At 71.0% G+C, this 19,046-nt stretch carries 19 protein-coding genes; 7 read left to right on the top strand and 12 right to left on the bottom strand.

Annotation, left to right across the window (positions count from 1 at the left end):
* Positions 1 to 7: 7 nt before the first annotated feature.
* On the bottom strand, positions 8 to 658 hold the full coding sequence (locus ABZ624_RS34375; RefSeq protein WP_360098090.1) for an HAD family hydrolase: 651 nt from the start codon (positions 656 to 658) through the stop codon (positions 8 to 10).
* Between the two features lie 88 nt (positions 659 to 746).
* Here ABZ624_RS34375 and ABZ624_RS34370 point away from each other — a divergent pair, with 88 nt between their 5' ends.
* The gene (locus ABZ624_RS34370; protein ID WP_360098087.1) at positions 747 to 1,106 is read left to right on the top strand and encodes a hypothetical protein; all 360 of its coding nucleotides are present in this window, start codon (positions 747 to 749) and stop codon (positions 1,104 to 1,106) included.
* Between the two features lies 1 nt (position 1,107).
* Positions 1,108 to 1,527, top strand: coding sequence for a hypothetical protein (locus ABZ624_RS34365; protein ID WP_360098084.1), 420 nt, complete (start codon positions 1,108 to 1,110; stop codon positions 1,525 to 1,527).
* Here the strand turns inward: ABZ624_RS34365 and ABZ624_RS34360 are convergent.
* From ABZ624_RS34360 to ABZ624_RS34350, 3 genes are all read right to left on the bottom strand, one after another.
* A complete protein-coding gene (locus ABZ624_RS34360) occupies positions 1,517 to 2,014 on the bottom strand; it encodes a GNAT family N-acetyltransferase (protein ID WP_360098109.1) in 498 nt (165 codons plus the stop codon). The two genes, ABZ624_RS34365 and ABZ624_RS34360, sit on opposite strands and share 11 nt — an antisense overlap.
* Positions 2,015 to 2,059: 45 nt before the next feature.
* Positions 2,060 to 2,566 carry a sigma-70 family RNA polymerase sigma factor gene (locus ABZ624_RS34355; RefSeq protein ID WP_360098081.1) on the bottom strand — a complete coding sequence of 169 codons (507 nt, stop codon included), beginning with the start codon at positions 2,564 to 2,566 and terminating at the stop codon, positions 2,060 to 2,062.
* 89 nt (positions 2,567 to 2,655) lie between these two features.
* Positions 2,656 to 3,831: a glycerophosphodiester phosphodiesterase gene (locus ABZ624_RS34350; protein ID WP_360098078.1), complete on the bottom strand. Its 1,176-nt coding sequence runs from the start codon at positions 3,829 to 3,831 to the stop codon at positions 2,656 to 2,658.
* Between the two features lie 705 nt (positions 3,832 to 4,536).
* Between ABZ624_RS34350 and ABZ624_RS34345 the strand changes: the two genes are divergently transcribed.
* Both ABZ624_RS34345 and ABZ624_RS34340 read left to right on the top strand, forming a co-directional pair.
* Positions 4,537 to 5,157, top strand: a complete 621-nt coding sequence (locus ABZ624_RS34345) for a lysophospholipid acyltransferase family protein (protein WP_360098075.1) — start codon at positions 4,537 to 4,539, stop codon at positions 5,155 to 5,157.
* A gap of 123 nt (positions 5,158 to 5,280) precedes the next feature.
* A complete protein-coding gene (locus tag ABZ624_RS34340; RefSeq protein ID WP_360098072.1) occupies positions 5,281 to 6,894 on the top strand; it encodes a multicopper oxidase family protein in 1,614 nt (537 codons plus the stop codon).
* A gap of 25 nt (positions 6,895 to 6,919) precedes the next feature.
* Here ABZ624_RS34340 and ABZ624_RS34335 read toward each other — a convergent pair whose 3' ends face one another.
* From ABZ624_RS34335 to ABZ624_RS34310, 6 genes are all read right to left on the bottom strand, one after another.
* The gene (locus ABZ624_RS34335) at positions 6,920 to 8,443 is read right to left on the bottom strand and encodes an MFS transporter (RefSeq protein ID WP_360098069.1); all 1,524 of its coding nucleotides are present in this window, start codon (positions 8,441 to 8,443) and stop codon (positions 6,920 to 6,922) included.
* Positions 8,440 to 8,991, bottom strand: a complete 552-nt coding sequence (locus ABZ624_RS34330; protein WP_360098067.1) for a helix-turn-helix domain-containing protein — start codon at positions 8,989 to 8,991, stop codon at positions 8,440 to 8,442. The genes ABZ624_RS34335 and ABZ624_RS34330 overlap by 4 nt, the downstream gene beginning before the upstream one ends.
* A gap of 83 nt (positions 8,992 to 9,074) precedes the next feature.
* A complete protein-coding gene (locus tag ABZ624_RS34325) occupies positions 9,075 to 10,046 on the bottom strand; it encodes an aldo/keto reductase (protein WP_360098064.1) in 972 nt (323 codons plus the stop codon).
* Between the two features lie 65 nt (positions 10,047 to 10,111).
* Positions 10,112 to 10,939: an alpha/beta fold hydrolase gene (locus ABZ624_RS34320; RefSeq protein ID WP_360098061.1), complete on the bottom strand. Its 828-nt coding sequence runs from the start codon at positions 10,937 to 10,939 to the stop codon at positions 10,112 to 10,114.
* Positions 10,940 to 11,153: 214 nt separating this feature from the next.
* Positions 11,154 to 12,584 carry an argininosuccinate lyase gene (argH, locus tag ABZ624_RS34315; protein ID WP_360098058.1) on the bottom strand — a complete coding sequence of 477 codons (1,431 nt, stop codon included), beginning with the start codon at positions 12,582 to 12,584 and terminating at the stop codon, positions 11,154 to 11,156.
* A gap of 37 nt (positions 12,585 to 12,621) precedes the next feature.
* The gene (locus tag ABZ624_RS34310; RefSeq protein WP_360098055.1) at positions 12,622 to 13,815 is read right to left on the bottom strand and encodes an argininosuccinate synthase; all 1,194 of its coding nucleotides are present in this window, start codon (positions 13,813 to 13,815) and stop codon (positions 12,622 to 12,624) included.
* Between the two features lie 144 nt (positions 13,816 to 13,959).
* On the opposite strand from ABZ624_RS34310, the gene ABZ624_RS34305 reads away from it, so the two are divergent.
* The gene (locus tag ABZ624_RS34305) at positions 13,960 to 14,547 is read left to right on the top strand and encodes a pyridoxamine 5'-phosphate oxidase family protein (RefSeq protein ID WP_360098052.1); all 588 of its coding nucleotides are present in this window, start codon (positions 13,960 to 13,962) and stop codon (positions 14,545 to 14,547) included.
* A 3-nt stretch (positions 14,548 to 14,550) separates the two neighbouring features.
* A complete protein-coding gene (locus ABZ624_RS34300) occupies positions 14,551 to 15,255 on the top strand; it encodes a L,D-transpeptidase family protein (protein ID WP_360098049.1) in 705 nt (234 codons plus the stop codon).
* Here ABZ624_RS34300 and ABZ624_RS34295 read toward each other — a convergent pair.
* Both ABZ624_RS34295 and ABZ624_RS34290 read right to left on the bottom strand, forming a co-directional pair.
* Positions 15,242 to 16,723, bottom strand: a complete 1,482-nt coding sequence (locus ABZ624_RS34295) for a HAMP domain-containing sensor histidine kinase (RefSeq protein ID WP_360098046.1) — start codon at positions 16,721 to 16,723, stop codon at positions 15,242 to 15,244. The two genes, ABZ624_RS34300 and ABZ624_RS34295, sit on opposite strands and share 14 nt — an antisense overlap.
* Complete coding sequence (locus ABZ624_RS34290; protein WP_360098043.1) at positions 16,720 to 17,460, bottom strand: response regulator transcription factor; 741 nt, start codon at positions 17,458 to 17,460, stop codon at positions 16,720 to 16,722. Before ABZ624_RS34290 ends, ABZ624_RS34295 begins: the two co-directional genes overlap by 4 nt.
* Before the next feature lie 225 nt (positions 17,461 to 17,685).
* Here ABZ624_RS34290 and ABZ624_RS34285 point away from each other — a divergent pair, with 225 nt between their 5' ends.
* On the top strand, positions 17,686 to 19,038 hold the full coding sequence (locus tag ABZ624_RS34285; RefSeq protein ID WP_360098040.1) for a ferredoxin reductase family protein: 1,353 nt from the start codon (positions 17,686 to 17,688) through the stop codon (positions 19,036 to 19,038).
* Positions 19,039 to 19,046 lie beyond the last annotated feature (8 nt).

The following is a 19,046-nucleotide window of genomic DNA, read 5'->3' as shown; positions in this document are numbered from 1 at the left end:
CATGGGGTCAGCGGCGGACGGAGATCTCCACGCCCCCGTCGGTCACCAGTGCCGACAAGGCCGACAGGTCCTTGACCACGAGGTCGGCGTCCAGTTCCTCGGCGCGGTGGGTTGTGGCCAACGCCACGGTGGTCATTCCGGCGGCGCGGCCCGCCTGGAGTCCGGCCGGGGCGTCCTCGAAGACGACGCAGCGGGCCGGGTCGACGCCGAGCCGCCGGGCGGCGAGCAGGTACGGCTCCGGATCGGGCTTGCCGCGCGTGATGTCGTCGGCGGCGATCAGCGTCTTGGGCAGGATGCCGACGGCGTCCAGGCGGGCCTCGGCGAGCCGCCGGGTGGCGGAGGTGACGACGGCCCACCGGTCGGCCGGCAGGGAGTCCAGGAAGTCCCGCGTCCCGGGCAGGAGCAGCACCCCTCCGCCGGCTACGTCGTCCACCTCCAGCTGCTCGACCCGTGCGACCGCCTCGGGTACCAGGTGGGCGGGCAGCAGGTCGGCGACTATCTCGGTGGCGGGCCGGCCGTGCAGCGCCACGCGCCGGAACTCCTCGGCGGTGACGCCGTACTCGCGGGCCCAGCGGGTCCAGCAGCGCTCGACGGAGTCGAGGGAGGAGACGAGGGTGCCGTCGTTGTCGAACAGGAGGGCGTGCGCGTGGATCGTCATGCCTAGACCCTACGGTGTGGTCTAGACCCTATGGCCCACGGGCGGGGTCGGCGGCCGGCGCCCGTTTCGGCCGTAATAAGGTCACCGCATGCTCAATGCCCTGACGCTGGCGACCGGGGTCGCCGCGCTGCTTCTCGCCGCCTGGTGCGGCTGGGCCGCCCATCGCGACCAGCCGACCAAGGACTGGCACTTCATCGGCATGGCCGTGGTGTCGCTGCTGGCGGTGATCCAGCTGGTGGTCGGGATCGTGCAGCTGGCGCGGGGCGAGAAGCCGGCGCAGGGCACGACGATCTTCGTGGCGTATCTGCTGGGCGCGTTCGCGTGCGTTCCGGCGGCGGGGTTCATGTCCCTGGCCGAGCGGACCCGCTGGGGCTCGGTGACGGTGGCGGCCGGCGGTGTGGTGCTGGCCGTGCTGGAGGTGCGGCTCTATGACATCTGGGGAGGCTGAGATGACGGCGGTGGAGGAGAAGCCGACCCGGTTGATCAGCGGGCCGGGCATGCTGCTCGTCTGGTTCTACGGCGTGATGGTGGTCGGCGCGGTGTCGCGTTCCGCGTACGAGATCTCGACGGAGTTCGACCGGGCGCCGCTCGCCTATGCGCTGTCCGCGGTGGCGGGCGTGGTGTACGGGTTCATCACGTACACGCTGATCCGGGGCGGGGAGACCGCTCGGCGGGCGGCGTTGGTCTGCTGCGCCGCCGAGCTCGCGGGTGTGCTGATCGTCGGTACGTGGACGATCGTGGACCCCTCGGCGTTCCCCGACGCGACCGTGTGGTCGAAGTACGGGATGGGCTACGTCTTCATTCCCGTGCTGCTGCCGCTTTCCGCGATGTACTGGTTGCGGAAGGCGCGGAACACCGTCAAGCCGTAGCCGCGTATGTCCCCGCCCGCTTCTCCAGGATGATCATCTCGACGCCGTCCGTGCCCTTGGAGCGGCCCACCGTTTCGTAGCCCGAGCGGCGGTACAGGCGGAGGTTGCCCTCGCTGCGGTGGCCGGTGAAGAGGCGGAAGCGGGTGGCGCCGCGCTCCTCCGCCAGTGCCGCTTCAGCCGCGCGCAGCAGACGTGCGCCTATGCCGTGGCCCTGGAGGCGCGGGTGCACGCAGAGCTTTCCGATGGCGGCCGTGCCGTCCTCGGTGGCCTTGCCGCGCACCGAGCCGACCACCTCCTCGCCGAGCCGGGCGACGAAGACGCAGTCGGAGGCGACCTCCTGGCGGACGGAGTCCAGGGTCTGGACCAGCGGGTCGATGCGGTAGTTGCCGTACAGCGCCGCCTCGCTCTGGAAGCACAGGTACTGGAGCCTGAAGATCTGCTCCGCGTCCTGCTCGGTCGCCACCGAGATGGTCACGCTCATGCCCATGTGCGCATGCCTCCCGCTCACCTGATCACCTGTCGTCCCTCACTCCTATCCCCGCACTTCGCCGGAAGCAACCTCCGGGGTGAGCAATCGGCGCAGACAACCAAGACATCTGGAGCGTTCCGGGCCAAGGCTGCCCTGTGAGATACCCAACTCCCCCGCGATCTCCCGGTATGTGAGGTCCTTCGGGGAAAGCAGGGCCTCCATGAGCCGGGGGCAGCGGCCGGGCAGGCGGCGCACCGCGTCGCGCAGGGCGCGGTGCCGGACGGCGGTGAGGACGTGCTGCTCGGGGCCGGGGCGGGCGTCGTCGGCCGGCTCGGTGCCGTACGGACGTTCCCGGCGGCTGGTACGGCGGCTGCGGCGGGCTTCGGCGCGCACCGCCTTGCGCAGCCAGCCCTGCGGGTCCGGCGGCGGCCCGTCGGTCTCCAGGCGCTCCAGCAGGCGGAGCCAGACGGCCTGCTCCAGGTCGCCGGGCTCACCCCCGGCCGCATATGCCTCGGCCGAGGCCTCGGCGGTGAGCAGCGGATGCAGGGCGGCCACCAAGTCGTACGTCATATGCGGAACGACGTGCCGCCCCGGGAGCAGGTTTCCGGGGCGGCGCACGGCCACCCGAACGGGTGGGGAAGCGTCGTTCGTTGACGAGGTCAGCCCGCCAGGAAGTCGGCGCGGGCGAGCACACCGGTGTCGGCGTTGTCGGTGAAGACGCCGTCGATGCCGGTCTCGAAGTACGTCCTGAACGCACCGAAGGAGTCGCCGTAGGCGTCGGCCGCGTTGCCCTTGCGGTACTCGGCCGGCAGGAAGGGGTTCTCGTTGCGCATGGTGTAGGGGTGGAGGATCAGGCCCACCTTGTGCGCGTCGGAGACCAGGGTGGTCGGCTTGCCCAGGGTGCCGTCGGCGTTCTTGGGGATGATCAGGTCCAGGGTCGGGCCGATGCCCTGCGCGTAGCCGGCGATCTCCCGCAGACCCTTGGGGGTGATGAGGTCGGCGACCGTGCGCGGGTCGCCCGTCGCGACGAAGTCGTAGGGGCGGCTGTCGGCCGAGGAGAGCAGCACGACGAGCGGGTTGTCGACGAGCCGGTTCAGCTTCTGGATGCTGGTGGGCTCGAAGGACTGCAGGATGACCGGCGAGTTCCGGCCGTCCTTGCCGTACTTGCGCAGCAGCTTCGCGACCCGCTCCTCCAGGCCGAGGCCGAGCCTGCGGAAGTACGTGGGGTGCTTGGTCTCGGGGTAGATGAAGATCTGCTTGCCGCGCTTGCGGGTCTGCTCGTCCTGCCACTTCAGGACCTCTTCGAACGTGGGTATCTCCCAGCGCCCGTTGTAGAGGGTGTTGTGCGGCCGGTTGGCCGGGATGCGCTCGACGGCGCGCAGGGTCTTCAGCTCGGCGAGCGTGAAGTCCTCGGTGAACCAGCCGGTGGTGGAGACACCGTCGAGGAGCTTGGTGGTCTTGCGGTCGGCGAACTCGGGGTGGGAGGCGACGTCCGTGGTGCCGCCGATCTCCGGCTCGTGCCGGCAGACGAGATGACCGTCCTTGGTGGGCACCAGGTCACCGGCCTCGACCACGTCGGCGCCCAGGTCGAGGGCCAGTTCGTAGGAGCCGAAGGTGTGCTCGGGGCGGTAGCCGCTCGCGCCGCGGTGGCCGATGATCGTGGGCACCGGCAGGCTCTTCAGCCCCCGGTCGCCGTACCCGCCCGTCCGGGCCCCGGCCGCCTCGGCCACGCCCGGCAGTCCGAGGACCGCTCCGCTCGCGCCGAACACCGCCGCGCCGAGGATCGCCCGCCGCCCGGTGTCCTGCGTCTTCTCGTTCGCCTGGTCGCTGCCCATCAGGGCCTCCTGCCGTCCGATCGTGAGTGCGGGCCGATCGTAGGGGCGTGCACATGACCGGAGCGAGTCCCGGGGCCGAACACGCGGGTGGTGCCGGGTGTCCTGTAGGAGGCGCGTGGTGACGGACCGTCGGGGGAGGCGCAGGGTGACGGGCGTCGGCGGAGGCGCAGCGCGACGGGCGTCGAGGGAGGCGCAGCGCGACGGGCGTCGGCGGGAGGCGCAGCGCGACAGGCGTCGGCGGGAGGCGCAGCGCGACAGGCGTCGGCGGAGGCGCAGCGCGACAGGCGTCGGCGGGAGGCGCAGCGCGACAGGCGTCGGCGGAGGCGCAGCGCGACAGGCGTCGAGGGAAGCCGGTGACGACGGCCGTCCGGGAGGCGAGTGGGGCAGCCGCCGGGCGATGCCGCTGGTGACGGGCCGTCCGGACGGGCGGCCGGGGCCGTGTCGCCGGATGGAGGGGCGTCCCGCGCGATCTCCGTCACACCGTCACCGGGTCGTTACGGCTCGTCCCCGTGGCGTCACCGCAGGTAAACCCGCGTCAACTCTTCGTAAGACCTCGGTGAACCGGGCGCACCCGATGTGCGCCCGCCCCGGAGCCGCGAGTAATGTCCTCACCTGCACAGACTCATATCGATCCCCTCGGCATCGGAGGACCCGTTGTCCCGCTTCGCCCTCATCAAGGCAGTGCTCGGACCGATCATGCGCCTGATGTTCCGCCCACAGGTGGAGGGCGTGGAGAACATCCCGGGGGACGGCCCGGTCATCCTGGCCGGCAACCACCTCACGTTCATCGACTCGATCGTGCTGCCGGTGGTCACCAAGCGTCAGGTGCACTTCATCGGCAAGGACGAGTACGTCACCGGCAAGGGCGTCAAGGGCCGTCTGATGGCCTGGTTCTTCACCGGCGTCGGCATGATCCCGGTGGACCGGGACGGGGCCAACGGCGGCGTGGCCGCGCTGATGACCGGGCGGCGGATCCTGGAGGAGGGGAAGATCTTCGGGATCTATCCCGAGGGCACCCGCTCGCCCGACGGCCGGCTGTACCGGGGGCGCACCGGGATCGCGCGGCTGACCCTGATGACCGGTGCACCGGTGGTCCCGTTCGCGATGATCGGCACGGACAAGCTGCAGCCGGGAGGCAAGGGCATCCCGCGGCCCGGCCGGGTCACCGTCCGCTTCGGCGAGGCCATGGAGTTCTCGCGGTACGAGGGGATGGACCGGGACCGCTATGTGCTGCGGGCCGTGACCGACTCCGTGATGGCCGAGGTCATGCGGCTGTCCGGGCAGGAGTACGTGGACATGTACGCCACGAAGGCGAAGGCCGCCTAGACCTTCAGGTGGACCGGCCGGCGGGCCCGGCCCGTCCGCCTGCCGGTGGAATCTGCTCCGACACTTCAGCCATTCCGCCGCATTTACCGGGCCATATGAGCGCACAACATGTCTTATTCAGACATGCAGAAACCTTCGCGGCGTACCCTGCTCCGTGCTCCGATCGCCACCGCCGGGGCGGGACTCCTGGCAGCCTGCTCCGGTTCCGGCTCCGCACCCCCCTCCCGCCCCGAACACGGGGACGGCGCGGGCAGGTTCGTGCCCCCGGGGCCCAGGGGGTACGTCAATCCCTCGGATCCGGAGGTTCTTGCCGCCGAGCGGAAGCGCGGGGCCGGACCCGTACGCACGTTCAGGTTCACCGCTGCCGAGTCGACGCTGGACCTCGGCGGGAAGTCCGTCCGGAGCTGGTCGTACAACGACGCGCTCCCGGGTCCGCTGGTGCGTGTCACCGCCGGTGACGTCCTGGACCTCACCCTCGCCAACCGCCTTCCCGTCACGACCACGCTGCACTCCCACGGGGTGCGTCTGCGCTGCGACATGGACGGCACTCCGGACCTGACCCAGAACGCCATTGCCTCCCGGGCGGACTTCACCTACCGCTTCGTCGCCGCCCACCCGGGCACGTATCTGTTCCACTCGCACGTCGGCCTGCAGCCCGACCGTGCCCTGTACGCGCCGTTCATCGTCGACGATCCCAAAGAGCACCTCGCCTACGACAAGGAATGGGTCGTCGTGCTGGACGACTGGGTGGACGGGGTGGACGGCTCCACCCCCGAACAGGTGCTCGCCCAGCTCAAGCCCGGCGGGAGCGATGCCGCGATGACGGGTATGGCCATGGGTCCCGGACACGGCACCCCGGGTCCCCGCGGATCCTCGTCCCGGACGCGCGCGGCGGGCCCCTCCCGGGTGCTGCACGACTCCCACAGCCGCATGCTGAACGGCGAGGGCGGCAGCGTCGCCTATCCCCTCTACCTGGCCAACGGGCGCATGGGCACGCATCCCTCGGTCTTCCGCTGCCGCCCCGGCGACCGGGTCCGGCTGCGGCTCATCAACGCGGGCTCGGAGACCGCCTTCCGGGTCGCGCTCGGCGACCACAGGATGACCGTCACCCACACCGACGGCTATCCCGTGGAGCACAAGGAGACCGACGCCCTGCTCATCGGCATGGCGGAGCGGTACGACGTCCTGATCACCGCCAAGGACGGCGTCTTCCCCCTCGTCGCCCTCGCCGAGGGCAAACAGGGAAAGGCGCTCGCCGTCCTGCGCACCGACAAGGGAAAGAACCTTCCGGCGCCGGACGTCCAGCCGGACGAACTCGACGGCAAGGTCGTCCCCGCCCGCCGGCTCAAGCCCGCCGGCTCCGTCGCCCTCGCCGACCGCGACCCCGACCGCGAGATGCGTATCCGGCTCACCGGCAGCATGGAGAAGTACGACTGGGGGTTCGACCACAAACCCTACGACGTGCGGCAGCGGCATCCCGTCCGGGCCGGCGAGCGGGTCCGGCTCACCCTCATCAACGCCACCGACATGTTCCACCCCGTGCATCTGCACGGCCACACGTTCGCGCTCACGGGACTGGATGCGGTGGGGGCCCGTAAGGACACCTCGATCGTGCTGCCGCATCGCAAGCTGGTCATCGAGTTCGACGCCGACAATCCCGGGCTGTGGATGCTGCACTGTCACAACCAGTACCACTCGGAGAGCGGGATGATGACGGTGCTGGGCTATCTCCGCTGACATCAGGGGCGCTGGGGGGCCGCTCTCATCCTGCGCTTTCCAGTTTCTGGTTCTTCAGCATGAACCACGCAGCGATCGACGTCAGCAGCAGGACCACTGCCCCCACGCCTGAGGCCAAGGTCAGGCCGTGGACGAAGGATTCTCGTGCTGCCGCCAGCATGGCTTCCGCCGTGTGCGCCGGCATGCGGGCCGATGCCTCCACCGCCGCGCCCAGCGACTCGTGGGCCGCGGCGGGGGTGCCCGTGGGTCCGGTGAAGTCGCGGTAGACGCCCGTCACGATGGAACCCAGCAGGGCGATGCCGAGAGCCGCGCCCAGCTCGTACGCCGTCTCGGAGACCGCCGAGGCGGCGCCTGCCTGGTCCTTGGGGACGCTGGAGAGGATGACGTCCGCGGTGACCGTGAAGGAGAAGCCCGCGCCGATCCCGACGACCAGGAGGGCGGCGCCGAGGACCGGGTATCCGGTGGACTGGCCGAGCGCCGTCAGCGCGGCCAGGGCCAGGCCGACGGCCGCCAGACCGCCCGAGACCACCGCCCGTACCGAGAAACGGCGGGCCACGCGGCCCGCGACCAGGCCGGCCGCCACCGCGCCGACGGCGGCGGGCAGTTCGGCCAGACCCGCCTCGAACGGGCGCCTGCCCTGGACGAGTTGCAGGTACTGGGAGAGGAAGAACACCAGGCCGGACAGGCCGAGCACGGTCAGCAGGTCGGCGAGGACCGCTCCGCTGAAGCCGCGGCGCCGGAACAGACGCATGTCCAGCAGCGGGGCGGGCATGGTGAGCTGGCGGTGCACGAAGCCGTGGAGCGCGGCGGCGCCCAGCAGGCCGGCGGCGAGTGTGGGCCAGGTGAAGCCGTGGGTCGCGGCCTCCTTCACGGCGTACACGATGCCGATCATGCCGATCAGCGACAGGACGACGCTGCTCAGGTCCCAGGGCCCGGGGTCGGGGTTGCGGGACTCGGGCAGGGTGCGGATGCCGACCAGGACCAGGACGGCCATCACGGGCAGGTTGATGAGGAAGACCGAGCCCCACCAGAAGTGTCCGAGGAGGAAGCCGCCGGTGATCGGGCCGACGGCCGTGCCGGCGGAGGCGGTCGCGCCCCAGATGCCGACGGCGAGGCTGCGCTCGCGCGGGTCGTGGAAGATGTTGCGGATCAGGGCGAGGGTCGCGGGCATCAGCGTGGCGCCCGCGACACCGAGCAGGGCCCGCGCCAGGATCATCAGTTCGGGAGTCGTCGCGTAGGCGTTCAGGACGGACAGCGCGCCGAACGCCGTGGCACCGACGAGCAGGATCCGCTTGCGGCCGATGCGGTCGCCGAGGCTGCCCATGGAGACGAGCAGACCGGCGATGACGAAGGAGTAGACGTCACCGATCCAGAGGAGCTGGGTGCCGGAGGGGTTGAGGTCTTCGCTGATGTACGGGGTTGCCAGACCGAGGACGGTGGCGTCGACGGCCACCAGCAGCACGGCCAGGACGAGGACGGAGAGCGCGAGCCAGCGGCCCGGACGCTGCACCGCCTCCGTGGTCGTGGCCGGCTGCAGGGTGCTGGTCATGATTCCTCTCTTCGTAGAGCGCCGCCGAGCAGCAGCTCGGCGACCATGGTCGGAAAGTCCCGGGAGGCCACACGGCCGTCCAGGGTGGCCCAGGCGCACGAGGCGGTCAGTCCGTACAGCGCCTCGGTGAGCCAGACGGGAGAGAGGTCGATCCGGAATTCTCCGCTCCGCTGCCCTCGCTGGAAAACCGCCCCGATCCGGGCGTCCAGCCGCTGCCAGCCGTCGTTCTGCCGGTCGCCCTCCCAGAGCTGGCTCTCGCCGTACAGGAAGGCGAGCAGTCCCGCGGCAGGCTGGATCTCCCGCACCAGCCTGCGTACGGCCTCCGCCGCCGGCCCCTCGTCGAGCCGGGCCCGGTCCACCGCCGCCTCGCACTCCTCGATGCCGAGCGCCTCCAGCGCCCGGACGAGCGCGTCGCGCCCGGCGAAGTGGCGGTGCAGCGTGGCCCGGCTGATACCGGCGGCCTTGGCGACCTCGTCCATGGTCGCGGTGGATTTACGGGTCAGCAGGGCGGCGGCGCTGCGCAGCACCTGGTCACGATCGAGGGCCATGAGACAAGGGTAGCCCATGTGAGACATTCATGTCTCACGCTGGGCATGAGTGACTCATTGCTGCTGGTCAGAGCGGGTGACCGTCAGTGCCAGGGCAGCTGTCCGCGCCGCTCCCAGTAGGCGTGCGGGTCCTCGGCGAGCGCGGCGAGACGCGTCAGCTGGTCCGTGCCGAGGTCGACGGCGGGAGCGTGGAGGTTGGAGGCGAGCTGGGTGACGGTCGCGGCGCCGGACAGGACCACACCCACCCAGGGCCGGCACAGGATCCAGGCGAGGGCCACGGCGTCACAGCCGAGGGAGGTCTCCTCGGCGACGGCCCGCAGCGCCTCCGGCGCGTGCGGCGCGGCCAGCCGGCCGTTGGCCATGCCCTCCTTCACGATCACCGTGAGCCCGGCGTCGTGCGCCTCGGCGAGTGCGGGGGCCGCCGAGGTCTCCAGTACGTTGTACGTCGACTGGACGGTACGGAAGAGGGGCTCGCCGCCGACGGTCACGGCGAGCGCGGCGCGGACGGCGTCGGCCTGGGCGGGGCCGCTGGTGGAGAAGCCGATGGTCAGCCCCTGGGCGGCGGCCTCGGCGAGCCGGGCGTGCAGGTCCTTGTCGGTGAGGGCCGGGCTGTCCGGGGTCACCGAGTGGATCTGGTAGAGGTCGAGCCGGTCGCCGAGCAGCGCGTCGGTCTCGGCGCGCTGCCGCTCGTACGTGGCAAGGCTGTGGTCCTTGACCTCGTGCGTCTCGGCGTCCGCCGACCAGCCTGCCGTGTAGGTGTAGCCCCACTTGCTGCCGATGACCACGTCGGTCACATGGGGGCGGGCGTTCAGCCAGTCGGCGAGAAACTCTTCCGAGCGGCCGTAGGAACGCGCGACGTCGAAGTAGCGGACGCCCTGGGCGTATGCGGCGTCGAGGAGTTCGTGGGTGCGTTCGCGCAGGACGTCCACGGTGCGCTCGGCCGGGAGGTCATCCTCCCGGCCGAGGTTGAGGTAGCCCGGACGGCCGACGGCGGCGAGACCGAGTCCGAGGTGCGCGGTGGGCGTGGTCGTGGCGGCCAGGCGGCTGAACGGCATAGGGGCTCCCTGCGCGATCGGCTGAGGGCGGGTATCCCGCACCAATCTACTCAGCCCCGTGGGGTTCAGCCCGTGCTGACGCAGCGCGGGACGAAGGCGGGGTCGGCCGGTCCCTTCCGCCCCAGAGCATTGAGCACCCACTGCTCGACCAGCGGGGACTTGGGCGCCTGGTCGTGCTCGGTGGTGTCGAGCGGGCAGCGGTCCTGGAGCAGCACGTTGGTCACGTACGCGTCCGGGCCGTTGAGGAAGGCGCTGGTGTACGGCAGCACGACCTCGTCGTGCCGGGTGGTGATGACCGTGTAGTCGGGGCCGACGGGCGCCTCCGGATCGGCGTTGAGCTTCTGGAGGAAGTCCGAGCCGGCCGTCTGGTCGACACACGAGGGGCACACGGTGGCGCCGGCCGCGAGGGCGAGCGGGTTGCTGGTGCCGTGGTTGGAGGGCACGATGCCGACGACGTCGTCGACCTTGGTCGCGCCGCCGAGGAACTTGACGTAGTAGCGGGGCATCATGCCGCCCTGGCTGTGGCCGACGATGTCGACCTTCTTGGCGCCGGTCGCGCCGAGCACGGCGTTCACGAAGTCGCGCAGCTCGGCTGCCGAGTCCGGGATCGGGGCGGTCTCCAGGTCGCCGTACTCGAAGGAGAAGACGCAGTAACCGGCGTGGGCGAGCGCGGGCGAGAGGGTCAGCCAGTTCTCGTACGAGGTCTTGAAGGTGCCGTTGACCAGGACCACGGGATTCGGGTGGGCCGAGTCGGTCTTGCAGGACCAGTCGTCGGCGCCGGGGGGCGGGGTGTCGGCGGCGCTCGCGGGGGCCGTGAGGCCGAGGGCGCAGAGGGCGGCCACCGCGGTGACGGCGAGGAGGCGGGCTGTCCGTCGTGTACGTCTGGCGCGCATGACGTCCCTTTCATGCTTGGCTGTGATCGACCAGTGTTCGGCAATGCCGACCGGTAAGCGGAATGGTTACCTCCGAGTACGCGGCCGTCAAGGTTTCGGCCACTGGCTGAATCCCATCCGTTATCGAGCGGTTCGGACAGCACATGTCGAGCAGTCACGGCAGCACGAAGGGCCCGGACGGGATGTCCGGGCCCTTCGGTCGATCGCGGGCTTCTCAGACCTGCTTGGCCGTCGCCCACTCGTGCTGGGCCGCCACGTCCGCCTTGACCTCGGCCAGCTGTACGGCGACCGCGCTGGGGGCCGTGCCGCCCCGGCCGTTGCGGGATGCCAGGGCGCCCTGGACGTTGAGGACGGTCCGGACCTCCGGGGTGAGGTGGGCGGAGATCTTCGCGAACTGTTCGTCCGTGAGATCGTCCAGTTCCTTGCCCTCGGCCTCGGCGACCTTCACGCACTCGCCGGCGACCTCGTGCGCCACACGGAACGGCACGCCCTGCTTGACCAGCCACTCGGCGATGTCGGTCGCGAGCGAGAAGCCGGCCGGGGCCAGCTCCTCCATGCGCTCGCGGTGGACGGTGAGGGTGGCGATCATGCCGGTGAACGCCGGGAGCAGGATCTCCAGCTGGTCGACGGAGTCGAAGACCGGCTCCTTGTCCTCCTGGAGGTCGCGGTTGTAGGCGAGGGGCAGGGCCTTCAGGGTCGCCATCAGCCCGGTCAGGTTGCCGATCAGGCGGCCGGACTTGCCGCGTGCCAGCTCTGCGATGTCCGGGTTCTTCTTCTGCGGCATGATCGACGAGCCCGTGGAGAACGCGTCGTGCAGGGTCACGAAGGAGAACTCCTTCGTGTTCCAGATGATGATCTCCTCGGCGATCCGGGAGAGGTTCACGCCGATCATCGCGGTGATGAAGACGAACTCGGCGACGAAGTCACGGGAGGCCGTGCCGTCGATGGAGTTGCCGACACTGCCGTGCTCGAAGCCGAGGTCCCGCGCGACCGCCTCAGGGTCCAGGCCCAGGGAGGAGCCGGCGAGGGCGCCGGAGCCGTACGGGGAGACCGCCGTACGGTCGTCCCACTGGCGCAGCCGCTCCGCGTCCCGGGACAGCGACTGGACGTGGGCGAGGACATGGTGGGCGAAGAGGACCGGCTGGGCGTGCTGGAGGTGGGTGCGGCCGGGCATCGCGACGTCCGGGTGGGCCTCGGCGAGTCCGATCAGGGCGTCCTGGAGGTCGGCGATCAGGGCGCCGATCGTACGGGCGTGATCCCTGAGGTACATCCGGAAGAGGGTCGCCACCTGGTCGTTCCTCGACCGGCCGGCGCGCAGTTTGCCGCCGAGGTCGGGGCCGAGGCGCTCCAGGAGGCCGCGCTCCAGGGCGGTGTGCACGTCCTCGTCGGCGATGGTGCCCACGAAGGCACCGGACGCGACGTCCGCCTCGAGCCGGTCGAGACCCGCGATCATGCCGGTCAGCTCGTCATCGGTGAGCAGCCCCGCCTTGTGCAGGACGCGCGCGTGGGCACGCGAGCCGGCGATGTCGTACGGCGCGAGCCGCCAGTCGAAGTGGACGGACGCGGACAGCTTCGCCAGGGCCTCGGCGGGACCGTCGGCGAAACGGGCGCCCCAGAGCCGTACGTCACCGCTGTTACTGCTCACTTGCGCTGCTCCTGATGAGAGTGGTGGATGTGCGGACTCACGCGAGGTCTCGCCGGGCGGCGATCTTCGACGACAGGCTGTAGATGTCGATGAAGCCCTTGGCGGCGGCCTGGTCGAAGGTGTCGCCGGTGTCGTAGGTGGCGAGGTTGAAGTCGTACAGGGACGACTCGGAGCGGCGGCCGGTGACGACCGCGCGGCCGCCGTGCAGGGTCATGCGGACATCGCCGGTCACGTGCTGGTTGGCCTCGTTGACGAAACCGTCCAAGGCGCGCTTGAGCGGCGAGAACCACTGGCCGTCGTAGACGAGTTCGCCCCAGCGCTGCTCGACCTGCCGCTTGTAGCGGGCGAGTTCACGCTCGACGGTGACGTTCTCCAGCTCCTGGTGGGCGGTGATCAGGGCGATCGCGCCCGGAGCCTCGTACACCTCGCGGGACTTGATGCCGACGAGGCGGTCCTCGACCATGTCGATCCGGCCGACGCCCTGGGCACCGGCGCGCTCGTTGAGCTGCTGGATGGCCTGCAGGACGGTGACGGACCTGCCGTCGACGGCGACCGGGACGCCCTCCTTGAAGGTGATGATCACCTCGTCGGGCTCGCGCGGGGCCGCCGGGTCGGCGGTGTACTCGTAGATGTCCTCGATCGGGGCGTTCCAGATGTCCTCCAGGAAGCCCGTCTCGACGGCGCGTCCGAAGACGTTCTGGTCGATGGAGTACGGGGACTTCTTGGTGGTGGCGATCGGGAGCTGCCTGGCCTCGCAGAAGGCGATCGCCTTGTCCCGGGTCATCGCGTAGTCGCGGACCGGGGCGATGCACTTCAGGCCGGGGGCGAGGGCGACGATGCCGGCCTCGAAGCGGACCTGGTCGTTGCCCTTGCCGGTGCAGCCGTGGGCCACGGTCGTGGCGCCGTGCTTCTTCGCGGCGGCGACCAGGTGCTTGACGATCGTGGGCCGGGACAGCGCCGAGACCAGCGGGTAGCGGTCCATGTAGAGGGCGTTGGCCTTGATCGCCGGTAGGCAGTACTCGTCGGCGAACTCGTCCTTGGCGTCGGCGACCTCGGCCTCGACGGCACCGCAGGCGAGGGCGCGCTTGCGGATGACGTCGAGGTCCTCGCCGCCCTGGCCGACGTCCACCGCGACGGCGATGACCTCGGCGCCCGTCTCCTCGGCGATCCAGCCGATGGCGACGGAGGTGTCCAGACCGCCCGAATAGGCGAGTACGACGCGCTCGGTCACGGGTTTCTCCTCACACTGCACATGCTGTCATGCATGAGTATGCAGAGCTCTGCATGATTCGTCAATCCGAGTTCCTGTACCGGCGCGAAGGCCGGAGGTGAATTCCTTAGACAGACGAAGGAGTTGCGTCAATAATCGTTAGCCATGGGAAAGACCTATGAGCGCATCGACGGCAGGCTCCGGACGTTCATCGAGGAGCAACCCCTCTTCTTCACCGCGACCGCCCCGCTCTCCGGCGACGGCACGGTCAACCTCTCGCCCAAGGGCCTCAAGGGCTCCTTCGCCGTCATCGACGAACTGACCGTGGCCTACCTGGACTTCGCCGGGTCCAACGCGGAGACCATCGCGCACCTCAGGGAGAACGGCCGGATCACCCTGATGTGGTGCGCCTTCCAGGGACCGCCGAACATCGTGCGCGTGCACGGCCGGGGCGAGCCCGTCTTCCGGGACGACCCTCGCTTCAAGGAGCTGCTCGGCCACTTCCCGGACCTCGACCCGACCCCGCACGGACTGCGCGCGATCATCGTCGTACACGCGGACCTGGTCCGGGACACCTGCGGATACGCCGTTCCCTACATGGCGTACGAGAACGACCGTGACCTGCACGAGAAGCGTTTCGCACGGGAGGACGACGTTTCGCTGGGCGCGTACTTCGAGAAGAAGGAGCATGTCGCGACGAGCCTGGACGGACTACCCGGGCTGCCGTTGCCGCTTCCGCCGTCTACCGTCTGAGCCATGCGTCCCGGTGTCGTGCTGGCCCTCGTGTCCGCGTCCTCGCTCGCCCTGCTCGGCTCCGCCCCGGGCACCGGGTCCGAGCCGCTGCCCACGCGGATGGCGGACACCGGCGGCGGCAGCCAGCTGATCATCGCGCAGGCGGACAGCGCCGGCTCCACCTCGGGCACGCTCACCTGGTGGGACCTGAAGGACGGGCAGTGGGTGCGGGCCGGTACGGCACCGGCGCGGTTCGGGGAGAACGGGCTCGTCGACGGCGGCTCACGCGTGCAGGGCACGAACACCACGCCGACCGGGCTCTACGGCCTTCCGTTCGGCTTCGGGATCAAGGCGCCGCCGAGCGGGACGAGCGTCGAGTACCGGGCGGTGAAGGAGAGCTCGTGGTGGTGCCAGGACAATGACTCGGCGTCGTACAACCGGTGGGTGGATCCGCTGCCGGGCGACTGCCGGGCCTCCGAGTCGGAGCACCTGATCTCCTACACGACGCAGTACGCGTACGCGCTGGCCGTCGGGTTCAACTACGACCAGCCGGTGCGGGGGCGTGGCGCCGGTATCTTCCTGCATGTCAACGGGCTTGGGGCGACGGCCGGTTGCGTGTCGGTGCCGGAAGACGCGATGCAGCGGATCCTGCGGTGGGCCGAGCCCGGGAAGGGGCCGCACATGGCCATCGGGACCATGGACGGGGTGACGGCTCTCACCCGGTACTGAAGGCCGGCAAACGCACCCGGAACGTCGTGGCGCCCGGTGTGCTCTCCAGGTCCACACTGCCCCCGTGCGCCTCCGTCACCGCCGTCACGATCGACAGGCCCAGGCCCGCTCCGGCGCCGGGGGCGTCCGCTCGGCGGCGGTGTTCCGCTCGGGTGAAGCGTTCGAAGACGTCGGGCTGGATGCCCTCGGGGACGCCGGGGCCGTCGTCGTGGACGGACAGGAGGGCCGAGTCGGTGGTGGTCTCCAGGGTGACCGTGACCTTGGTGCCGACGGGCGTGTGCACACGCGCGTTGGCCAACAGGTTGGCCAGCACCTGGTGGAGTCGGTGGGCGTCTCCCTCCACCGTCACCGGTTCCTCCGGGAGGTCCAGGGTCCAGCGGTGGCCGGGGCCGGTGGCGCGGGCGTCCGTGACCGCGTCCAGGACGAGGTGGGTCAGATCGACCGGGCTGCGCTCCAGCGGGCGGCCCGCGTCGAGGCGGGCCAGCAGGAGCAGGTCGTCGACCATCTCGCCCATACGGGCGGACTCGGCCGTGATGCGCCGCAGGGCGCGGGTCACCTCCGGTGGTACCGGGCCCGGATGCAGGAGGGCCAGTTCGGCGTGGCCGCGGACCGAGGCGACCGGGGTGCGCAGCTCGTGGCTGGCGTCGGCGGCGAAGCGGCGCAGCCGCTCCTCGCTCGCGTGCCGCTTGGTCAGCGCGTCCTCGACATGGCCGAGCATGCGGTTGAAGGCCCCGGCGACCCGGCCGACCTCGCTGTCCGGGTCGGTGTCCGGAGCGCGCGCCGGCAGCGCCACCTCACCGCTGGCCAGCGGGAGCTCACTGACCCGGGTGGCGGTGGCGGCGACCCGGCTGAGCGGGCGCAGCGACCAGCGCACCCAGAAGGCGCCGGCCACGCCGGTCACCACGAGCGCGAGGCCGAAGACGACCCCGGCGACCAGTTCCAGGCGGTGGACCGTTGCCTGGACCGGCTCCAGCGGCAGGCCGACGATCAGCACGTCCCCGTCCCGGCCGGCGGAGGCGACGACCCGGTAGTCGTCCAGGGCGGAGAGCTCGACGGTGCGGGGCCGGCCGTCGGCCGGCAACCGGGCCAGGCGTGCGCTGTCCTGTGCCGTCAGGTCGACGCTCAGGTCGGCGGACGGGTCGCCGACCCGGATGAGGCCCTTGTTGGTGACCGTGCCGTTCAGCAGGCGCGCGCCGAACGTGCCGGTCGCCATCCTGCGGGTGTCGCCGTGTTCGTCCCCGTCATGGTCGTCCGGCGGTCTGCCGCCCCGCTCCAGGCTCTCCGGGAACCGGGTGCCGACCTGGGTGAGCTGTTCGTCCAGGCGCTGGGTGAGGAAGCCGTTCAGCTCGACGACCGCCGCCAGGCCCACGGCCGCACAGCTCACCGCCAGCAGCACCACCAGGCCGAAGGTCAGCCGTGCGCGCAGGGTGCGGAGGCGGGGCAGCCGCGGGTGCCGTACGGACCTCATATGGTCACCGGCTTCAGGACGTAGCCCGCTCCGCGCACCGTGTGGATCATGGGCTCGCGGCCCGCGTCGACCTTCTTGCGCAGGTAGGAGATGTACAGCTCCACGACATGGGCGCGGCCCCCGAAGTCGTACGACCACACCCGGTCGAGTATCTGCGCCTTGCTCAGCACTCGGCGCGGGTTGCGCATGAGGAAGCGGAGGAGTTCGAACTCCGTGGGTGAGAGTTCGACCAGTCCGCCGGCCCGGGTGACCTCGCGGGCCTCCTCGTCCATCACGAGGTCGCCCACGATCAGCCGCGGCCCCTCTTCCTGCTGCCGGGCCATGCCCGCCCGGCGCAGCAGGCCGCGCAGCCGGGCGACGACCTCCTCCAGGCTGAAGGGCTTGGTGACGTAGTCGTCGCCGCCCGCGGTGATGCCCGCGATGCGGTCCTCGACCGCGTCCCGTGCCGTGAGGAAGAGGACACAGACGTCCGGCTTCACCTCGTGCAGGCGGCGCAGCACGGCGAAGCCGTCGGTGTCCGGGAGCATCACGTCCAGGACGACGGCGTCGGGCAGCAGCTCGCGGGCGGTGGTCAGGGCCGAGGCGCCGTCGCCGGCCGCGCGGACCTCCCAGCCCTCGTAGCGCAGGGCGCCGGTGAGCACCTCCGCGAGGTCGGGGTCGTCGTCGACGACGAGGACGCGCAGCGGGGTGCCGTCGGGTCGGGTGAGGGCCGGGCGGCCGGAACGGGTGGTGTTCATCGCGCTTACCAGCATCGCCCAGGTGCCGGGTGGGACGTACCGCCCGCTCTGTGAGTTTTCTCTGAGTGCGCCCCCCGTCAGCTGAACGCGGGCTGAGGACAGCCTCTGAGTCTCCTCTCGAAGTCCCTGGTCACAGGCTCGCTCAGAGGTGGCTCAGAGCTTCGCCCCGCACAGTGGCCGGTACGGCCGACGAGCCCGGTACGACCGACGAAGGGACAGCCACTGATGACCACCGTGGATGCGCGGCATGCGGCCCCGCCCGTGCCCGTGACCGCACGCCGCTCCCCCGCCGGGCCCGTGCTGGCCGTGCTGTGGGCCGGGGCGGCGGCCGTGGTCGCGCTCTGGTGGGCGGACACCGGGTCCGTGGTCGGTACGGCCGGCTGGCTGACCGGCGCCGGGCGGATCGCCGGGCTGCTGTGCGGGTACGCCTGCGCGGTGCTCGTCGGCCTGATGGCCCGGGTGCCGCTGCTGGAGAGGCGGATCGGCTCGGACCGGGTGGCCCGGTGGCACGCGATGGCCGGCCGGTACACGGTCTGCCTGCTCGTCGCCCACATCGTGCTGATCCTCGCCGGATACGCGGCCCAGGACGGGGCCTCGCTCTGGCACGAGACGATGACCGTCGTCCTGGACTACCCGGACATGCTCAAGGCCACCGCCGGGACGGTGGTCCTCTTCGCGGTCGGCATCACCTCGGCCCGGGCGGTGCGCCGCCGGACCAGTCACGAGTTCTGGTACTACGTCCACCTGCTGACGTACGCGGCCGTCTTCCTGGCGTTCTTCCACCAGCTGACGCTGGGGGACGAGTTCAACGGCAAGCCGGTCGCGACCGCGCTCTGGTACGCGCTGTACCTGGGGGTCGGGGCCCTGGTGCTGTGGTTCCGGATCCTCGCCCCGGTCCGGCTCAACCGGCGCCACCAGTTGTGTGTCGACTCGGTTCACAAGGAGGCACCGGGTGTGTACTCGGTCGTCGTACGCGGGCGGCACCTGGACGAACTCGGCGCGCGGCCGGGGCAGTTCTTCCGCTGGCGGTTCCTCGGAAAGGGCATGGCCTGGACGTCGACGCCGTACTCGCTGTCGGCACCGCCGCGCCCGGAGCTCCTGCGCATCACGGTCAAGGCGCTCGGCGACCACAGTGCGGCCGTCGCGCTGCTGCGGCCCGGCACCCGGGTGTGGGCGGAGGGCCCCTACGGCTCGCTGACCGCAGACCGGGCCGCCGGCCACCGCTCCCTGCTGATCGCGGCCGGCGTCGGCGTCACCCCGCTGCGTGCGCTCTTCGAGACGCTGCCCGGCGAGGTCACCCTGCTGTACCGCGCGCGCAGTGTCGAGGACCTGGCGCTGGGCGGCGAACTGGAGGCGATCGCCCGCTGGCGCGGCGGACGGGTGCTGTACGCGCTGAACGGCCCGCGGGGAGAGCGCCCGGGCATCACGGCGGAGTCGCTGCGCGCGACCTTCCCGGGCCTCGCCGGCCACGACGTCTACATCTGCGGGCCGCACGGCTTCGCGCGGGACGTGTACGAGGCGCTGCGGGCGGCCGGGGTCCCGGACGGCCGGATCCACCACGAGTCGTTCGAACTGTGAGGCAGGTC

It is taken from the genome of Streptomyces sp. NPDC007205, from assembly GCF_040634095.1.
Lineage (GTDB): Bacteria > Actinomycetota > Actinomycetes > Streptomycetales > Streptomycetaceae > Streptomyces.
Note: the sequence above shows the minus strand (reverse complement) of the source record. Positions and strands in the feature narration are given on the sequence as shown.

Excerpts from the sequence above, each read along its gene's own strand:
- ABZ624_RS34375 (WP_360098090.1), bottom strand. The coding sequence starts at position 658 with ATGACGATCCACGCGCACGCCCTCCTGTTCGACAACGACGGCACCCTC.
- ABZ624_RS34350 (WP_360098078.1), bottom strand. The coding sequence starts at position 3,831 with ATGGGCAGCGACCAGGCGAACGAGAAGACGCAGGACACCGGGCGGCGG.
- ABZ624_RS34330 (WP_360098067.1), bottom strand. The coding sequence starts at position 8,991 with ATGGCCCTCGATCGTGACCAGGTGCTGCGCAGCGCCGCCGCCCTGCTG.
- ABZ624_RS34290 (WP_360098043.1), bottom strand. The coding sequence starts at position 17,460 with ATGAACACCACCCGTTCCGGCCGCCCGGCCCTCACCCGACCCGACGGC.
- ABZ624_RS34355 (WP_360098081.1), bottom strand. The coding sequence starts at position 2,566 with ATGACGTACGACTTGGTGGCCGCCCTGCATCCGCTGCTCACCGCCGAG.
- ABZ624_RS34305 (WP_360098052.1), top strand. The coding sequence starts at position 13,960 with ATGGGAAAGACCTATGAGCGCATCGACGGCAGGCTCCGGACGTTCATC.
- ABZ624_RS34300 (WP_360098049.1), top strand. The coding sequence starts at position 14,551 with ATGCGTCCCGGTGTCGTGCTGGCCCTCGTGTCCGCGTCCTCGCTCGCC.
- ABZ624_RS34295 (WP_360098046.1), bottom strand. The coding sequence starts at position 16,723 with ATGAGGTCCGTACGGCACCCGCGGCTGCCCCGCCTCCGCACCCTGCGC.
- ABZ624_RS34320 (WP_360098061.1), bottom strand. The coding sequence starts at position 10,939 with ATGCGCGCCAGACGTACACGACGGACAGCCCGCCTCCTCGCCGTCACC.
- ABZ624_RS34340 (WP_360098072.1), top strand. The coding sequence starts at position 5,281 with ATGCAGAAACCTTCGCGGCGTACCCTGCTCCGTGCTCCGATCGCCACC.
- ABZ624_RS34360 (WP_360098109.1), bottom strand. The coding sequence starts at position 2,014 with ATGGGCATGAGCGTGACCATCTCGGTGGCGACCGAGCAGGACGCGGAG.
- ABZ624_RS34325 (WP_360098064.1), bottom strand. The coding sequence starts at position 10,046 with ATGCCGTTCAGCCGCCTGGCCGCCACGACCACGCCCACCGCGCACCTC.
- ABZ624_RS34335 (WP_360098069.1), bottom strand. The coding sequence starts at position 8,443 with ATGACCAGCACCCTGCAGCCGGCCACGACCACGGAGGCGGTGCAGCGT.
- ABZ624_RS34285 (WP_360098040.1), top strand. The coding sequence starts at position 17,686 with ATGACCACCGTGGATGCGCGGCATGCGGCCCCGCCCGTGCCCGTGACC.
- ABZ624_RS34365 (WP_360098084.1), top strand. The coding sequence starts at position 1,108 with ATGACGGCGGTGGAGGAGAAGCCGACCCGGTTGATCAGCGGGCCGGGC.
- ABZ624_RS34345 (WP_360098075.1), top strand. The coding sequence starts at position 4,537 with ATGTTCCGCCCACAGGTGGAGGGCGTGGAGAACATCCCGGGGGACGGC.
- ABZ624_RS34370 (WP_360098087.1), top strand. The coding sequence starts at position 747 with ATGCTCAATGCCCTGACGCTGGCGACCGGGGTCGCCGCGCTGCTTCTC.